The organism is Phenylobacterium sp. (assembly GCF_031425575.1).
Taxonomy (GTDB): domain Bacteria; phylum Pseudomonadota; class Alphaproteobacteria; order Caulobacterales; family Caulobacteraceae; genus Phenylobacterium.
Genome location: NZ_JANPJP010000206.1, coordinates 1 through 13,250, shown reverse-complemented (window position 1 = coordinate 13,250; position 13,250 = coordinate 1). Strand labels below are relative to the sequence as shown.

Below are 13,250 nucleotides of genomic sequence, written 5' to 3'. Positions count from 1 at the left end.
CGACACCTGGGACCGGCTGGACCAGATCGAGGCGCCGACCCTGATCGCCGCGGGCCGCTACGACGGCATCGCCCTTCCAGCGACTCAGGAGAACCTGGCCAGCCGGATCAAGGGCTCGACGTTGCGGTTCTTCGAGGGCGGCCACCTGTTCATGATCCAGGACCGCACGGCCACGGCGACCATGATCAGGTTCCTGAACGGCGAAGAGGTTTAGGCGGCGTTGAGCAGGGCCGAGACTGCGGCGGCCACCTGGGTCACGTCGTAGGGCTTACGGATGATCGGGGCGTCGAATCCGAGCGGCGCGCCGGTGTCGCCATAGCCGGTGGCGAAGACGAAGGGGATGCCGCGGGCCGCCAGGGCCTCGGCCACCGGATGCACCGAGAGGCCGTTGAGGTTGGCGTCCAGCACGGCGGCGTCGATATGGCCGTCCAGCAGGGCCATGGCCTCCGCCAGCTCATAGGCCGGCCCCACCACCTCTGCGCCGGCGTCGGACAGGCCGGTCTCCAACTCCAGGGCCAGCAGCACGGCGTCCTCGACGATCAGCACCCGCGATCCACGCAGGTCGGTGGGCCGGTCGGTCCTGGGGGTGGTCTCGAAGACCCGGACCACCGGGGCCTCAGGCACATTTTCGGGACGGTCCACCAGGGTCTGGGCGCCGGCGGTGACCCGCACCCGCACGCCGGCGGCGCGGAATTCGGGGACCACCTCGCCGTTCAGTTCGCGCCCCGTGACCTGGGCCAGCAGGGTGGAGCCGAAGCCCTTGTGCCCCGGCACGCCCACCGGGGGCCCGCCGCTCTCGTTCCAGGTCAGTTCGAAACCGCCCTCCGGCCGTTCCGTCCAGCGGACATCGACCCGGCCGGTGTCGGTGGAAAGCGCCCCGAATTTCACCGCATTGGTGGCCAATTCGTGCAGGGCCAGGGACAGGGCGTTGGCGGCGCGCGGCGTTAGGAAGAGCTCGGGCCCCTCCCAACGGGTTTGACCGGGGGCGATGCCTCCGAGTTCGGCGGCCGCCAGGTGGGCGATGGCCGCGCCACGCCAGCGAGCGGCCGTCAGAAGCTCGTTGGCCGAGCCCATGGACTTCAGCCGGCCGGCGAAGTTGGAGAGGAAGCTCTCGAGAGAGGTGGTGCGCTTGGCGGTCTGGTAGGCCAGGGACTGGACCGCGGCGAGCACGTTCTTCACCCTATGGTCCACCTCGGCCATCAGGGTGCGGCGCTGGTCGTCTTCGACCCGGCTGTCGGTGATGTTCTGGATGACACCACAGATGGAGGTCATCTCGCCGGCGTCGTTGAGAACCTGGATCCCGACCGCCCGCAACCAAGTGATCTCGCCGTTGGGGCCTGGCCGCAGGCGGTACTCCGCCTCGTAGCGGCCTTCGGTGCGCAGGCTCTCCTGAATCCTGAGGTTCAGGGCGTCCCTGTCGTCGGGATGTACGAATTCCTGAATCTCCGCGGCGCCGCTTACGGGCATTTCACCCGACGGCAGGCCGGTCATGGCGGCCATACGCTCGCTGACGATGAAAACGCCACGGACGATGTCCCACTCGAACTCGCCCAGACGCGCGGCCTGGAGCGCGAGGTCGAGGCGCTTGCGGTCCAGGTTCAGGCCGGTGGCCTTCTCACTCATGAGAAGATCATAGATCGCTGTTTGCGCCGACGCGACAGGAACCGTGGGTTGAGGTTCCCAATGCCGAACACAATTCGATCAGGCGCGACCGCTTTGCGCCGCAGCCGGAACCGGCCTAAGATGGCGGCGTTCTGGCTGTGCTTCCCCACGCCCGCAAGGCCTTGCGGGGGCTGCCCCTAATTTTCTGGAGATTCTTCAATGCCCGCGAACGCCGTCGAACGGACTGCCGAGGAAGCCAAGGCCGCCGCCAATTCCGTGGCCGAAGCCGCGACCCAACTGGCCAGCCAGGCCGAACGCAGCTTCGCCGAAGCCGCGAAGCGCTTTGAGAAGGTCGTCGCCGAGGGAATGGAGCAGGTTCGCGCCCAAAGCCGCACCTATGCCGACAACGCCGGCGAGCATCTCGACGAGGCCCAACGCTACGTCGTCGAGCGCGTCCGCGAGAAGCCCCTGATGGCCGCCGGCACGGCGCTGGGCGTTGGTCTCCTGGTGGGTCTCCTGCTGGCCAGCGGCCGCAACCGTTGATCTTCAAGAAAGCCGTTCTCTACGTCTCGGCCGTCTCCGCGCTCGGCGCGGCGGCGGTCGTTGTCGTCGTGGCTCTGGCCTTTACGCTCTATGCGGCCGTCCTGCCGCAGGTGGGGCCGGCCTGGGGCGCAGCCTGCGTCGCCGGTGCGGCGGCGGTGTTGATGGCGCTGTGCGCCCTGGCGCTGCTGATCAAGGTCAACCCTCCGAAGCTTGGAAAACAGGCCGAGGAGCGAGACACCCTCACCCGGCTGCTCGATCTCGCCAAGGAAAAGCCCATCGTCGCGGCCAGCGCCATCATCGGCGCCAGCCTCGTGGCGCTGCGGAATCCGAAGATCGTGGCGACGGTGCTCGCCACCGCCATGGCTACACGCTCCGCCGACAAGGCGAAGAAAAAGTAGCGAACCCGACGCGGGTTCAGGGGTTTCGGAAGGGACGGGCGTTTCAAGCCCCCCACCTGGAACCCCGCCATGTTCGAACTGCCCCCCCTGCCCTACGACCACGCCGCCCTCGAGCCGGTGATCTCGCGCGCCACCATGAATGTGCATCACGGCAAGCATCACAAGAAATACATCGAGACTCTCAATACGCTGCTGGCTAGGGCCGGCCGCACACCGGACAGCCTCGAGGAGGTGGTCCGGAAGGCCGCCGGCGATGACGCGGCCACTAAGCTCTTCAACAACGCCGCCCAGGCCTGGAACCACACCTTCTTCTGGACCGCGATGAGCGCGCGGCGTCAGGCCCCCGAGGGCGTCCTGATTCAGGCGATCGCCCGCGACTTCGGCGGGCTTGAGGCCCTGAAGGCCGCCTTCGTCAAGGAGGGGAACGGCCACTTCGGCTCCGGCTGGGTCTGGTTGGCCGCCGAGGGTGAGACCCTCAAGCTGCTGTCCACCCATGACGCCGAGGACCTGCTGATCCATCGGGGCCTTACGCCCCTGCTGGTCTGTGATGTGTGGGAGCACGCCTACTATCTTGACCACCAGAACGACCGTGAGGGCTTCCTGAACGCCTGGTTCGACTCCCTGCCGAACTGGAGCTTCGCCGAGCGCCAGTACGCGGCGTCGCGTGGGGAAGGCCAAGCCTGGAGCCATCCGGCGCCGGTGAAGCCCGCCACGGGAACGGCTGAGCTTGAAGCACGTTCAAGCTAGATACGAAACCAAACCGGAGCTTCCCCCATGTTGAGCTGGGCCCTGACCTTCCTGGTGGTCGCCTTGATCGCCGGCCTCCTCGGCTTCACCTCCATCGCGGGCGCCGCGATGGGTGTCGCCAAGATTCTGTTCTTCGTCTTCCTGGTGCTGTTCGTGGTCAGCCTGGTCATGCACCTGGTCCGCGGGCGAAGCGTCTAGACACGTCCCAACGAACGCCGAGAAGCGCGCGTCCGACCCGGTCGGGCGCGCGCTTTTCTTTGCGCGGTCAGCGTCGCGTCAGCGACCAGGTGCGCTCCGACTCGTACTTGCTCCCGGTCCAGGCCTTGGCCGTGACGCGGATCTCGGCGCCGTCGGTCTCGACGATGTTGTAGCCCGGCGGAACGCCGCGCTCGCGGATCGAAAGCGTCCCGCAACCCGCCGCATAGGTCTTGCCGTCGCCATAGCCGTAGGGCCAGGTGAAGGGGGCGTGGATGTGGCCGCTCAGCACTAGGTCGACCCCCGCCTCGGCGAAGGCCTTGGCCGCAGCCTCGCCATTCCAGACCTTGCCAGTCATGGGCCCGCCGATCATCTCGGTGAGCGGATGGTGGCAGACGACGATCTTCAGAGTGTCGGCCGGCGCCGCGGCGAACCAAGCCAAGGCTTCCTGCACCTGGTTGTCGGAAATCTGCCCTTTCGACCAGTTGGCCCGGGGCTGCACCCCGCGGGCCGTGTTGACGCCGTACACCGCTAGGCCCGGCGCCAGATGAGTCTGGAAACGGGCTGGGCCGATGGCGCGCTCATAGCGGGCGAAGGGGGAGAACACGCGATCATACCAGGCGAGATATGGAGCGTCGTGATTGCCCGGCGTCACCAGCCTGGGTTCAGGAAGCTGCTTAAGCCACGCGGCGGCGGACGCGAACTCGCCCTTCTCTCCGAAGCGGGTCAGGTCGCCGGAGACCACCACCAGATCAAGCTGGTCAGCGGCCAGGCACTGCGTCGCCGCGGCCACCGCCTCGACGTTCTCGCCGCCGAAATGGATGTCGGACAGGTGGGCGATGCGCATCAGCTCGCCGCCTTGGTCGTCTCATCGGCGCCATCGCCGCCGGCTTCGGCTTGCTTGGGGGGGGCCAGCACGCGCGTGACCGCGCTCTTCCAGCTCACCTGCACGCTGGCCTTCAGACGCGCTGGCTCGCCGTCCAGTACGGCCGGTATGCCGCTCGACGCCCAGACCCTTGCCTGCCGGCAGGCCAAGGCCTCGACCGCGGGATCGTTGCGCCAATCGCCTATCACGCTGTGCAGTCCGATCCGCAACGCCTCGGCCACGCCGGCTGGATCCAGCACCGCGGCCTCCAGAAACTGGTCGTCATCATTTAGAGCGCGCGAGGCCATGGGGCACATGAAGGTGATGGCCTCTGCCTTGCCGCGCGCCGCGCCGTCGAGGCTGTAGCGCAGGCGTCCGGAAAAGGCGCGGCGCCACGCTCGACGGGCGCGGTGGAAGGCGATCACCGGGCGCCCCTCGCGCATCGCCTCGCGGGCCGGCGCCAGCAAGGCTCCGGAGCCAAGGATGGCGGCCACCAGGAATAGGCGGCCGTCCACCACGCCACCGCCCAGCGTGCGTTCCTCACCGTGTTCAAGGGTAGCCCGCAGGGCCGCCTTCCAGTCGGTGGTGCCGTAGACCGCCTTGGGCAGCATGTTCATGGTCCCGCCCGGCAAGGGCGCGATCATCGGCCCGTCCATGCCGCAAAGCTCGGCCGCGGCGCGAGCTGTGCCGTCCCCGGCCAGAATCACCAGCAGGTCCGGAGCACGGTCGATGGCCGCCTGCAGGCAGCCCCCCAGGTCCCCGCCCTCAGGCACGCACACATTGGTCTTACCGCCGAACTCGGCCAGCAAGGCGCGCGCCTCATCGGGCGCAGCGACTCCGACACTGCCGGAGGCGGTGTTGGCGACAAGTTCGATACTGCGGATGTTGGCCCCCACGTAGGGCCTCAGCTTTCCGTCTGGCGGAAGGTCTTGGCCTTCAGGTCACGTGCAGCGTCCATGACCACGGGCTGAGCACGATTGGTGGCCAGGGCCAAGCCATGATCGACGATCCCGCCACTGCGGGCGAAGGATCCCTCCTTGATCGCCAGGGCCAGCACCAGGCTGCCCACCAGGGCGGCGGCGAAGGTGAGAGTCATCATGATCGGGTGACGCTTGCGCGCCTTGCGCTCGTCACGGCGGCCGCGCTCATAGGCGTTGCGAACCTCGTGCTCTTCGGGCGCCAGGGCCTCGGTCGAAATCGTGTCGCGGCGCTTCCACAGCATGGTCGTGGTCTCCGGTCGCTGGTTGGACCTACGAAACGGTGGAGGCTGTTGGGGGTTCCCCTTGCGGCGGCGAACGCGAAGCGTCGCCATGCGTTGCTGCTTTGGATGGCTATGCTGCGGCGCTGGGCTATTGTGGCGGCTTGTTCCTATAGGGTGTGGCTCATGACGATGGTTCATGGATTTGGCGCGGCGGTTCTGGTGGTGGCGGTCCTGGGGGCTGGCTGCACGACGATGACCAGCGCCCGCGACCGCATTGTCACGCGTGAGGCGAGATGCGCCGACGTGACGACGGAGATTTACTTCGAACCTGACTCCGCCGAGGTCACCAAGGAGGGCCGCGCCGTCCTGCGGGCCGCCGCCGACCAGGCCAAGGGCTGTCAGGTGGACAAGGTTCTGGTGATGGGGCTGGCCGACGCGGCCGGCGCACCCGCCGCCAACCTGGAACTGTCCCGGCAGAGGGCGTCTTCCGTCACCCAGGCGCTGGCCGCCAGCGGCCTGCCCGCCGCCGAGTTCGATCTGAGCGCCGCAGGCCAGGCCGGCTCCACGACCACCGGCGGCGACAATCGGCCCCTGCGCCGTCGCGCCGACGTCACCCTCAAGCTCTCCAACCCGCGGACGTAGCCGGCAGGGCGCAAAGAAAGGACGGCTCCGGGGGGGAGCCGCCTTGAAGGTGTGCACATCGAGAATGGGGTGCGAAGGCGGCAGACCGGCGTGTGCGCCGGTCTCAAGTCGGGGGGGGCGTCGCCGCCTTCGCAGATATCAAACTCACCGCAGAATCCTTTGTTCCAGGTCTGCGAGCGTTTTTTTCGGAATCTATTTCGCCGCCAGATCCACCGCCGGCATCGAATCGAACTCCGCCTTGCTGAGGGGAATCACAAAGCGGTCGCCGTCCGCGCTTAGGGCTTTGTAAGGCAGGCTGCGCGGGCCGGTTGGGCGGGCGCCTTTCGGCTGAACCAGAATCTGCAGCGGACCTCCGTCAGCGCCGACGATCACCTTGGTGATTGTCCCCAGCACCACGCCATCAGCGGCGCGCACTTCGCGACCTTCCAGGGAGGCGCCTTGCGCAGAGGCGAGGTTGGCGAAGGCGAACATGAGACCGGCGGCGACACCGGCGGCGAGAAGGTACCTGGGCTTGATCATGATGCTCAATAGATAGGGAGGCCGGGGCCTCATTGCGACCCATCCTGGCGCCGCGCACCTGAACCGTCGATGAGCGGGAACAGCAGCACCGCTGTGGCGTTGACCAGATGCGAGCGTCCGGCTCGCGTCGAACTCGAGGGTCCCCCATGATCCGCGCCTTTGATGCGCCCACCAAAGACGTGGTCATCTTCACCGCGCCGAGTCCTCGCCAGCGCCAGGCGCGCCGCCGCTCGGCCGCCATTGCGGTGATTCTCGCGATCGCCTTCGCGGGCGGCCTGATCGGCCATCTCAGCGCTCGCGACATCGCCGGCCCGGCCCCCGCCAGTCCGTTCAGCTATTTCCCGAACTAAGGAGCCACCCCCATGGCCGTCCTCTCACGCAATTCCGACCAGCCCGTTCTGAACGCCACCCGCGCCCGTCAGGGCCGAATCGGTCGTCACGTCTTCTGGGTGCTCATGGTCTCCACGGCGCTCGCCGCCATGGCCCTGTTCGGCGCCTGGACCTGGCAGGCCGACAACCTCGCCTCCACCGAGGTCAATAACGCGCGTCAGCCCGCCGATGCTCAGATTTTCGACGCCGGGGCTCCGGCGGAGAACACCCAGCAGACCTCGCCCGACGCCCCGCGATAGGGTTTTCGCACGGTCCTAATGCAAAACGGCCGCCCAGGGGGCGGCCGTTTTCATATCTGGATGTGGGCGAATCAGAGAACCGACTGCCCCCGCACCGCGCGGATCACGAAGCTCGCAATCAGCAGCACCAGGAAGACGACAAGCAGCACCTTGGCCACGGTGGCGGCCAATCCCGCGAGTCCCATGAAGCCCAGAAGGCCCGCCACGATGGCAAGGACGGCGAAGGTCAAGGACCAGCCCAGCATGAAATCTACTCCGCAAACCGTGGCCTCGCTCGACGCGGCGGCCTGAAGACGAAAACGCCGGCGCGAGGCCGACGTTCCGCTCAAGCCATGGCTCGAAGAATTAGGCGGCTTGCTTGGCGTTCCGAGGATGGAAGAACAAGGCTTGGCCGATCGCCGCCTTCACCGTTTCGGGCTGGAAGGGTTTGGTGATCAGGAAGGTGGGCTCGGGGCGCTCGCCGGTCAGCAGTCGTTCCGGGAAGGCGGTGATGAAGATCACCGGCACGTCATAACGAGCCAGGATGTCCTTCACGGCGTCGATTCCAGAGGAGCCATCGGCCAGCTGGATGTCGGCCAGCACCAGACCAGGGACCTTGCGGTTGACGGCGTCGACCGCCTCGGTTCGGGTGGCGGCGATATCCACCACGGTATGGCCCAGTTCGGTGACCAGAGCCTCGATGTCCGCGGCGATCACCGGCTCGTCCTCGATGATCAGGACGTCGGTGGCCAATTCGGCGTCGATCTCCGCCTGCGCCTCACCGATCAGTCCCTCCACCTCGGCGAAGTCGGCGCCCAGGATCTGGGCGGCCTCCGACGGGGTGAAGCCCTCAAGGGCGGTCAGCAGGAAGGCTTGGCGCGACCGTGGCGCGATCCGCATCAGCCGGCCGCTGGCGTCGTCGCCCGTGACGTCGTTATCCCGGGGCTCAAGCTTGGCGCCTGTGCTCAGCCAGATGGCGTGGAAAACGTGATAGAGCGCCACCCGCGGGGTGAGATTGGCTTCAAGGACCCGCTCGCCGGCCGCCAGGGCCTCCAGCGCGACACGGACATAATGATCACCGGTGGTTTGATCCCCGGTAAGGGCGCGGGCATAGCGGCGCACATAAGGAAGATGCGGCGCCAGTCGGGCTAGCAGACTCAAGATTATACCCTCCCCGTTAAGGAACACGCGACCGCAGCGGGACAACTCGCCCGTTAGCGCTCACCATAGCGCCGGAAACGTCGCTGTGGGGAACCGGTTCCCTAAGACGTGCGTTTTCTCCATCCTAAGGCGTGATCATGGGAACCGGAACCGGAGCGGGGCGTTGACGGGCGACGATGACCAATCGAGGGGGCAAGCGCCGCGCAAGCGGGGCGCCGAGGACATGATCGAACCAGTATCCAATGTGGACCCACGGAAAGTCTCCGCGGTCCTGGACGAAGCGCGACTTCGGCAACAGGCCATCGGCGCGCGCCTGCGTCAGATGTTTGACGAGGTCGTGAACGAACCGGTCCCCGACGAATTCCTCGATATCCTCCGCAAGGCTGACAAGCGTACCTCGGAGAACGGCTGATGGCCGGGGACGATTCCAAGAACGCCAACCGCTCGCCCGCGGATGACGAGGCGTTCAAGCGCGAACTCGTCAAACTTATCCCTCACCTTCGCGCCTTCGCGCGCACCCTGGCCGGAGAACCGGCCGGCGCGGACGATCTGGCGCAGGACGCCATGATGAAGGCGTGGGACGCGCGCAACAGCTTCCAGATGGGCACCAACATGAAGGCCTGGACCTTCATGATCTTGCGCAATCAGTTCTATTCCGAGAAACGCCGGTCCTGGCGTCAAAGCCAGCTCGACCAGGAAGCCGCCGAACGCACCTTGGTGGCGGTGGACGACCCTGAGGCGCCCGTCGCCTTGGACGAACTGCGCCTGTCGCTCGCCATGCTGCCAGCAGAGCAGCGCGAAGCGCTGGTGCTGGTGGGCGCCGGGGGGTTCGCCTACGAGGAGGCCGCTGAAATCTGCAACTGCGCGGTCGGCACCGTGAAGAGCCGCGTCAGCCGCGCGCGGCGCGCCCTGCATGCGATCCTCGACGACGGGGCCTATGATCGTGATGGTGGGGCCGCAGGCGACGCGATGCGCTCCATCCTGGCGGATGCGGAGCGCCTCTCTAGCGCCCGCTAGGCGACGGGCAAGACATGATCACATCCCCCTGGGGTTCTCTGTCGACGATCCGGGTGCGCCTTACCGCGGCGCTGGCCGCGGCTCTGTTGCCGGTGCTGATCCTCGGTGCCATCCAGTCCTCCATGGCGTTCCGACGAGAGGGCGAGATCGTCCGCCAGAACCTCGCCGCCTCGGCCGAGCGCAGCGCCGCCACGGCGCGGGCGCGGATGGAGGCCGCCGACATCCTGCTGGAAACCCTGGCGCCGGCGTCCGTCGGCTTCCAATGCGCCCAGCGTCTGGCCGAGGTCACCCAGCGCATACCCGGCTATTCAAACCTGATTCGATTCGACCGGAGAGGCCGGGTCGCCTGCGCCGCCCACGATGTTCCCGCTGACCCGAGCCGCGCCGAGCGCCCCTGGTTCCAGCAGCTCGCCAAGGGCGACAACCTTGTGGTCACCCGCGATCCCGGCGCGGTCTATGGCCGTGAGCCGGTGCTGCTGGCGGCGGTCCGCTCGACCGACCCCAAGGTCGGCTTCGACGGCGCCCTGGTGGCGGTGATCTCCCTGCAGAGCCTCGCTCCGCGCCTGTCCGACCGCTCCCTGCCCGACGAGGCCGAGGTGGCCCTGGCCGACAGGCAGGGTCATTACATGAACTTCACAGACAGGGAGGCCTTCCCCGACCTGCCCAGCGCCTGGCGAGCCCGCGCCGACGCCAAGGGGTCGGTGGTCTGGTACGCGCAGGACCGGCGCGGCGAGCGCCGGGTCTACTCCGCCGCCCCGCTGGTGGGCGACGACCTCTATGTGATCCTGTCGGCCAAGTCCCAGGGCCTGTTCTCCTGGGCGCGGCTTAACCCCCTGACCGGCCTGCTCTTCCCCATCCTGACCTTCGTGCTGGCGCTGGTGGCGGTGCTGGTGGTGACCGACCGGGTGGTGATCCGCTGGATCGCCTATCTGCAACGGATCGCGGCGCTCTATGCCCGGGGCCGCCTGACGGTGCGTCCGGTCCAGGCCGAACAGGCGCCCCCGGAAATCCGCGACCTGGCCGAAACCCTGGAGCAGATGGCCGACGCCATCGTTGGGCGCGACGCCACCCTGCGCGACAACCTGGCCCAGAAGGACGCGCTGATGCGCGAGATCCATCACCGGGTGAAGAACAACCTGCAGGTCATTTCCTCGCTGCTGAACATGCAGCAGCGCGCCCTCACCGACCCAGCCGCCCGGGCGGCCATGTCCGACACCCGCCAGAGGATCACCGCGCTCGCCCTCATCTATCGCGCTCTGTACCAAGGCCCCGACCTGAAAAAGGTGGACCTGCGCCCCTTCCTGGAGGAGCTGACCGCCCAGCTCATCTCCGCCGAGGCCCTGCACGGGGCCCCGGTGAAGACCGAGATGCATGTGGACGCCCTGGTGATCGACCCCGACAGGCTGGCGCCGCTCGCCCTGTTCGCCGTCGAGGCGATCACCAACGCCCAGAAGCACGCCTTCGCGGGTCGAGGCGGCACGCTGACGGTCACCTTCAAGGTGCATGGCGACGAGGCGGAGCTGGATATCAGCGACGACGGGCAGTCCAGCAATGACGTGCTTACGGCGTCCGGCGTGGGCCGGACCCTGATGACCGCCTTCGCCCGTCAGCTGCGCGGCAAGACCGAACTGGTCCGCAATGAAACCGGCGGCGTGACCGTACGGCTCGTCTTCCCGACCCCCGGCCTCGAAAATACAGTGAAGCCTGACGACCAATCAGGGAACCAGGTCGCAGCCTGACCGTTCGTCTCCCGCAAGTTCAACATCCCCCGGGGAGACACCCATATGCGTAAGCTCGCTCTATTGGCCGTTGTGGCCGCCACCTTCGCCATTTCGGCCTGCAACACCCTGTCGGGCGCCGGCCAGGACGTGTCCGCCGCCGGTTCGGCTGTGACCAACACCGCCGAAGACGCTAAGCGCTAAGCCCGTTTCAAGGCCTGGAAGTCCCGCCGCAGTCTCTGCGGCGGGATTTTTCGTGGGCGAAGGTTCAGTCGCCGCCGAACCAGACGAAGGCCCGGTTGAGCTTCTGGCCCATGGCGGCGATCGCCCCGTCCAGCACAGTCTCCTCAGCCCCGCCGGCCTGGACCCGCTCCAGGGCCTTGGCGTCGATCCGCCCATCGAAGCTGACCTCTCCCAGCACATCGTCCCGGCCATGGAAGCTCAGTTGCTCGGCGGTGATCCTGTAGGCCGTGGGCAGAACGCGGCGACTGACCTCATGATAGGTCTGTCCCAGCTCGTTCTCCCGCTGGGGGCTGGTCACGTCGTCGAACTCCAGCATCACCGGAGCGTAGTTGGGCGAGATCCTCTGGCCCTTTTCGTAGCTGGCGAACTCTTCCGGCGAGCCCAGGTGCAGCTGGCGGAGCTTGAAGTTTCCGAACTGGATGGGCGCCTTGGGGAAATAATAGCCAAACAGGTTGAGGCCTGGCTGATGGAAGAAGCCGGTCAAACGCGCGGCGGGCGCCGGGGTCTCGACGGGTGCTGGCGGCGCGACAGGCGGTGTCGGCTGTCCTGGAGAGACCGGCGCGGACGGCTCCTGAGTCGGCTTGTTGCAGCTGGCCAGGGCCAGGGTTGCGGCCAGGATCGCGGCGGTCGCGGACAACAGGCGCTTGGACATCAAAGAATCCCCCGAGTGATGGGGGCAGTCTAGGTGGTGTGACTCCGCCTGTCAGGCGGCGGCGCGAAAGGAAGGATTGCGGGCGTAGAGCCCAGGTCGCCCGCTGACCGGCTGGAAGGCCTCGGAGAGGCCGGTGGAGGTCTCCCCCAGGCCCAGAAACAGGAAGCCATCTGGGCTCAGCGCCCGGGCCAGGTTCTCCAGCAGGCGGGCCCGCATCGGCTCCACCAGGCCGTTCAGGACATATCGGCAGAAGATCACGTCGAAGCGGCCGGCGGCCGAGAGGTCGGCCACCAGGTTGATGCGCCGCCAGCGGACCATCTGACGGATCCGCGGGGCGAGCGCCCACATCTCGTCGGCCTTCTCGAAGTGGCGCACCAGCTGGCGGATCGGCAGGCCGCGCTGGATCTCGAACTGGGTGTAGAGGCCGGTCTGCGCCTTTTCCAGGGCGCGCTCGGAGAGGTCCGAGGCGAACAGCTCCAGTTTGGCGCCCGGAATCAGGGCCCGCTGGTCCTCGATGGTCATGGCCAGGGAATAGACTTCCTGGCCCGAGCCGCAGGCCGCGCTCCAGATGCGGATGGGCTCGCCGTCGCGTAGGCGCGCAAGGGTGGGCAGGATCTCGTCCCGGAACAGAACGAAGGGCGCGCGGTCGCGGAAGAAGGCGGTCTCACTCGAGGCCATGCACTCGACGATCGCCCAGGCCAGCCGGTCTTCACGCTTGGCGCGCAGGGCGGCGATCATGTCGTCGATGGAGCCGAAGTTCTCGCGCCGGGCGACCGGGCCCAGACGGCTCTCCAGCAGGTAGGTCTTGTCCGGGTCCACGAAGAGCCCCGCACGGGACGCGCAGAGCTGGACCACCAGATCGATGTCCTCGGACCTCATGCCAGTCCGGCCTCAGCGAATTTCGAAGCGATGATGTCGCCGTCGAAGGGCTTCATAATGTACTCGTTGGCTCCGCAGTCCAGCGCCTCGCGGATGCGTTCGAGATCATTCTCGACGGTGCAGAACACCACGGTGGGCTTGTCCCCACCCGGCTCCAGGCGCAGGTGTCGCAGGAATTCGATGCCCGTCATCACCGGCATGTTCCAGTCCAGCAGCACGGCGTCAGGCATGGCCGCCCGGCACCAGGCAAGCGCCTCCAT

General features: G+C 67.3%; 22 protein-coding genes. 12 read left to right on the top strand and 10 right to left on the bottom strand.

All coding sequences use genetic code 11. The annotated features are described in order from the left end of the window. Positions 1-214: hypothetical protein (locus RMO97_RS11855; protein WP_310541277.1), on the top strand; the 214-nt coding region annotated here is incomplete at its 5' end. On the opposite strand, the gene RMO97_RS11850 is transcribed toward RMO97_RS11855, so the two are convergent. After that, the gene (locus RMO97_RS11850) at positions 211-1,623 is read right to left on the bottom strand and encodes an HWE histidine kinase domain-containing protein (protein WP_310541276.1); all 1,413 of its coding nucleotides are present in this window, start codon (positions 1,621-1,623) and stop codon (positions 211-213) included. The two genes, RMO97_RS11855 and RMO97_RS11850, sit on opposite strands and share 4 nt — an antisense overlap. 198 nt (positions 1,624-1,821) lie before the next feature. On the opposite strand from RMO97_RS11850, the gene RMO97_RS11845 reads away from it, so the two are divergent. The 4 genes from RMO97_RS11845 (at position 1,822) to RMO97_RS11830 (ending at position 3,488) form a co-directional block, all read left to right on the top strand. Beyond that, positions 1,822-2,145, top strand: coding sequence for a glycine zipper domain-containing protein (locus RMO97_RS11845; protein WP_215338128.1), 324 nt, complete (start codon positions 1,822-1,824; stop codon positions 2,143-2,145). Further along, positions 2,142-2,543, top strand: coding sequence for a hypothetical protein (locus RMO97_RS11840; RefSeq protein ID WP_310541275.1), 402 nt, complete (start codon positions 2,142-2,144; stop codon positions 2,541-2,543). Before RMO97_RS11845 ends, RMO97_RS11840 begins: the two co-directional genes overlap by 4 nt. Before the next feature lie 69 nt (positions 2,544-2,612). Then, positions 2,613-3,290, top strand: a complete 678-nt coding sequence (locus RMO97_RS11835) for a superoxide dismutase (protein ID WP_310541274.1) — start codon at positions 2,613-2,615, stop codon at positions 3,288-3,290. 27 nt (positions 3,291-3,317) lie between these two features. Then, a complete protein-coding gene (locus RMO97_RS11830) occupies positions 3,318-3,488 on the top strand; it encodes a DUF1328 domain-containing protein (protein WP_215338125.1) in 171 nt (56 codons plus the stop codon). 67 nt (positions 3,489-3,555) lie between these two features. On the opposite strand, the gene RMO97_RS11825 is transcribed toward RMO97_RS11830, so the two are convergent. The 3 genes from RMO97_RS11825 to RMO97_RS11815 are packed head-to-tail and all read right to left on the bottom strand — an operon-like array spanning position 3,556 to position 5,572. Next, positions 3,556-4,332 carry a metallophosphoesterase gene (locus RMO97_RS11825; RefSeq protein WP_310541273.1) on the bottom strand — a complete coding sequence of 259 codons (777 nt, stop codon included), beginning with the start codon at positions 4,330-4,332 and terminating at the stop codon, positions 3,556-3,558. Further along, on the bottom strand, positions 4,332-5,246 hold the full coding sequence (locus tag RMO97_RS11820; RefSeq protein ID WP_310541271.1) for a diacylglycerol kinase family protein: 915 nt from the start codon (positions 5,244-5,246) through the stop codon (positions 4,332-4,334). Before RMO97_RS11820 ends, RMO97_RS11825 begins: the two co-directional genes overlap by 1 nt. An 8-nt stretch (positions 5,247-5,254) precedes the next feature. Beyond that, complete coding sequence (locus RMO97_RS11815; protein WP_310541269.1) at positions 5,255-5,572, bottom strand: hypothetical protein; 318 nt, start codon at positions 5,570-5,572, stop codon at positions 5,255-5,257. Positions 5,573-5,734: 162 nt separating this feature from the next. Between RMO97_RS11815 and RMO97_RS11810 the strand changes: the two genes are divergently transcribed. Continuing rightward, complete coding sequence (locus tag RMO97_RS11810) at positions 5,735-6,193, top strand: OmpA family protein (protein ID WP_310541268.1); 459 nt, start codon at positions 5,735-5,737, stop codon at positions 6,191-6,193. Between the two features lie 192 nt (positions 6,194-6,385). Here RMO97_RS11810 and RMO97_RS11805 read toward each other — a convergent pair whose 3' ends face one another. Continuing rightward, positions 6,386-6,712: a PRC-barrel domain-containing protein gene (locus RMO97_RS11805; RefSeq protein WP_310541267.1), complete on the bottom strand. Its 327-nt coding sequence runs from the start codon at positions 6,710-6,712 to the stop codon at positions 6,386-6,388. 146 nt (positions 6,713-6,858) lie between these two features. On the opposite strand from RMO97_RS11805, the gene RMO97_RS11800 reads away from it, so the two are divergent. Both RMO97_RS11800 and RMO97_RS11795 read left to right on the top strand, forming a co-directional pair. Continuing rightward, the gene (locus tag RMO97_RS11800) at positions 6,859-7,062 is read left to right on the top strand and encodes a hypothetical protein (protein WP_310541266.1); all 204 of its coding nucleotides are present in this window, start codon (positions 6,859-6,861) and stop codon (positions 7,060-7,062) included. A 12-nt stretch (positions 7,063-7,074) separates the two neighbouring features. After that, a complete protein-coding gene (locus tag RMO97_RS11795; protein WP_310541264.1) occupies positions 7,075-7,341 on the top strand; it encodes a hypothetical protein in 267 nt (88 codons plus the stop codon). A gap of 71 nt (positions 7,342-7,412) precedes the next feature. Here RMO97_RS11795 and RMO97_RS11790 read toward each other — a convergent pair whose 3' ends face one another. After that, the gene (locus tag RMO97_RS11790; protein ID WP_310541262.1) at positions 7,413-7,586 is read right to left on the bottom strand and encodes a DUF1328 family protein; all 174 of its coding nucleotides are present in this window, start codon (positions 7,584-7,586) and stop codon (positions 7,413-7,415) included. Positions 7,587-7,686: 100 nt separating this feature from the next. Then, positions 7,687-8,481, bottom strand: a complete 795-nt coding sequence (locus RMO97_RS11785) for a response regulator (protein WP_310541261.1) — start codon at positions 8,479-8,481, stop codon at positions 7,687-7,689. Positions 8,482-8,704: 223 nt separating this feature from the next. On the opposite strand from RMO97_RS11785, the gene RMO97_RS11780 reads away from it, so the two are divergent. The 4 genes from RMO97_RS11780 to RMO97_RS11765 are packed head-to-tail and all read left to right on the top strand — an operon-like array spanning position 8,705 to position 11,420. Beyond that, positions 8,705-8,893: a NepR family anti-sigma factor gene (locus tag RMO97_RS11780; RefSeq protein WP_310541259.1), complete on the top strand. Its 189-nt coding sequence runs from the start codon at positions 8,705-8,707 to the stop codon at positions 8,891-8,893. Further along, complete coding sequence (locus RMO97_RS11775) at positions 8,893-9,498, top strand: sigma-70 family RNA polymerase sigma factor (protein ID WP_310541258.1); 606 nt, start codon at positions 8,893-8,895, stop codon at positions 9,496-9,498. The genes RMO97_RS11780 and RMO97_RS11775 overlap by 1 nt, the downstream gene beginning before the upstream one ends. 14 nt (positions 9,499-9,512) lie before the next feature. Then, a complete protein-coding gene (locus RMO97_RS11770) occupies positions 9,513-11,237 on the top strand; it encodes a sensor histidine kinase (protein ID WP_310541256.1) in 1,725 nt (574 codons plus the stop codon). A gap of 45 nt (positions 11,238-11,282) precedes the next feature. Beyond that, a complete protein-coding gene (locus RMO97_RS11765; protein ID WP_310541255.1) occupies positions 11,283-11,420 on the top strand; it encodes an entericidin A/B family lipoprotein in 138 nt (45 codons plus the stop codon). 64 nt (positions 11,421-11,484) lie between these two features. Here RMO97_RS11765 and RMO97_RS11760 read toward each other — a convergent pair whose 3' ends face one another. The 3 genes from RMO97_RS11760 to RMO97_RS11750 all read right to left on the bottom strand — a co-directional run. Next, positions 11,485-12,111 (bottom strand): hypothetical protein, encoded by a 627-nt coding sequence (locus RMO97_RS11760; protein ID WP_310541254.1) that lies wholly within the window; start codon positions 12,109-12,111, stop codon positions 11,485-11,487. 51 nt (positions 12,112-12,162) lie between these two features. Beyond that, entirely contained in the window at positions 12,163-12,990 is an 828-nt protein-coding gene (locus RMO97_RS11755) for a protein-glutamate O-methyltransferase CheR (RefSeq protein ID WP_310541252.1), read from the bottom strand. Then, positions 12,987-13,250 (bottom strand): response regulator (locus tag RMO97_RS11750; protein ID WP_310541250.1); only part of this gene is annotated, 264 nt, incomplete at its 5' end. The genes RMO97_RS11755 and RMO97_RS11750, both read right to left, overlap by 4 nt.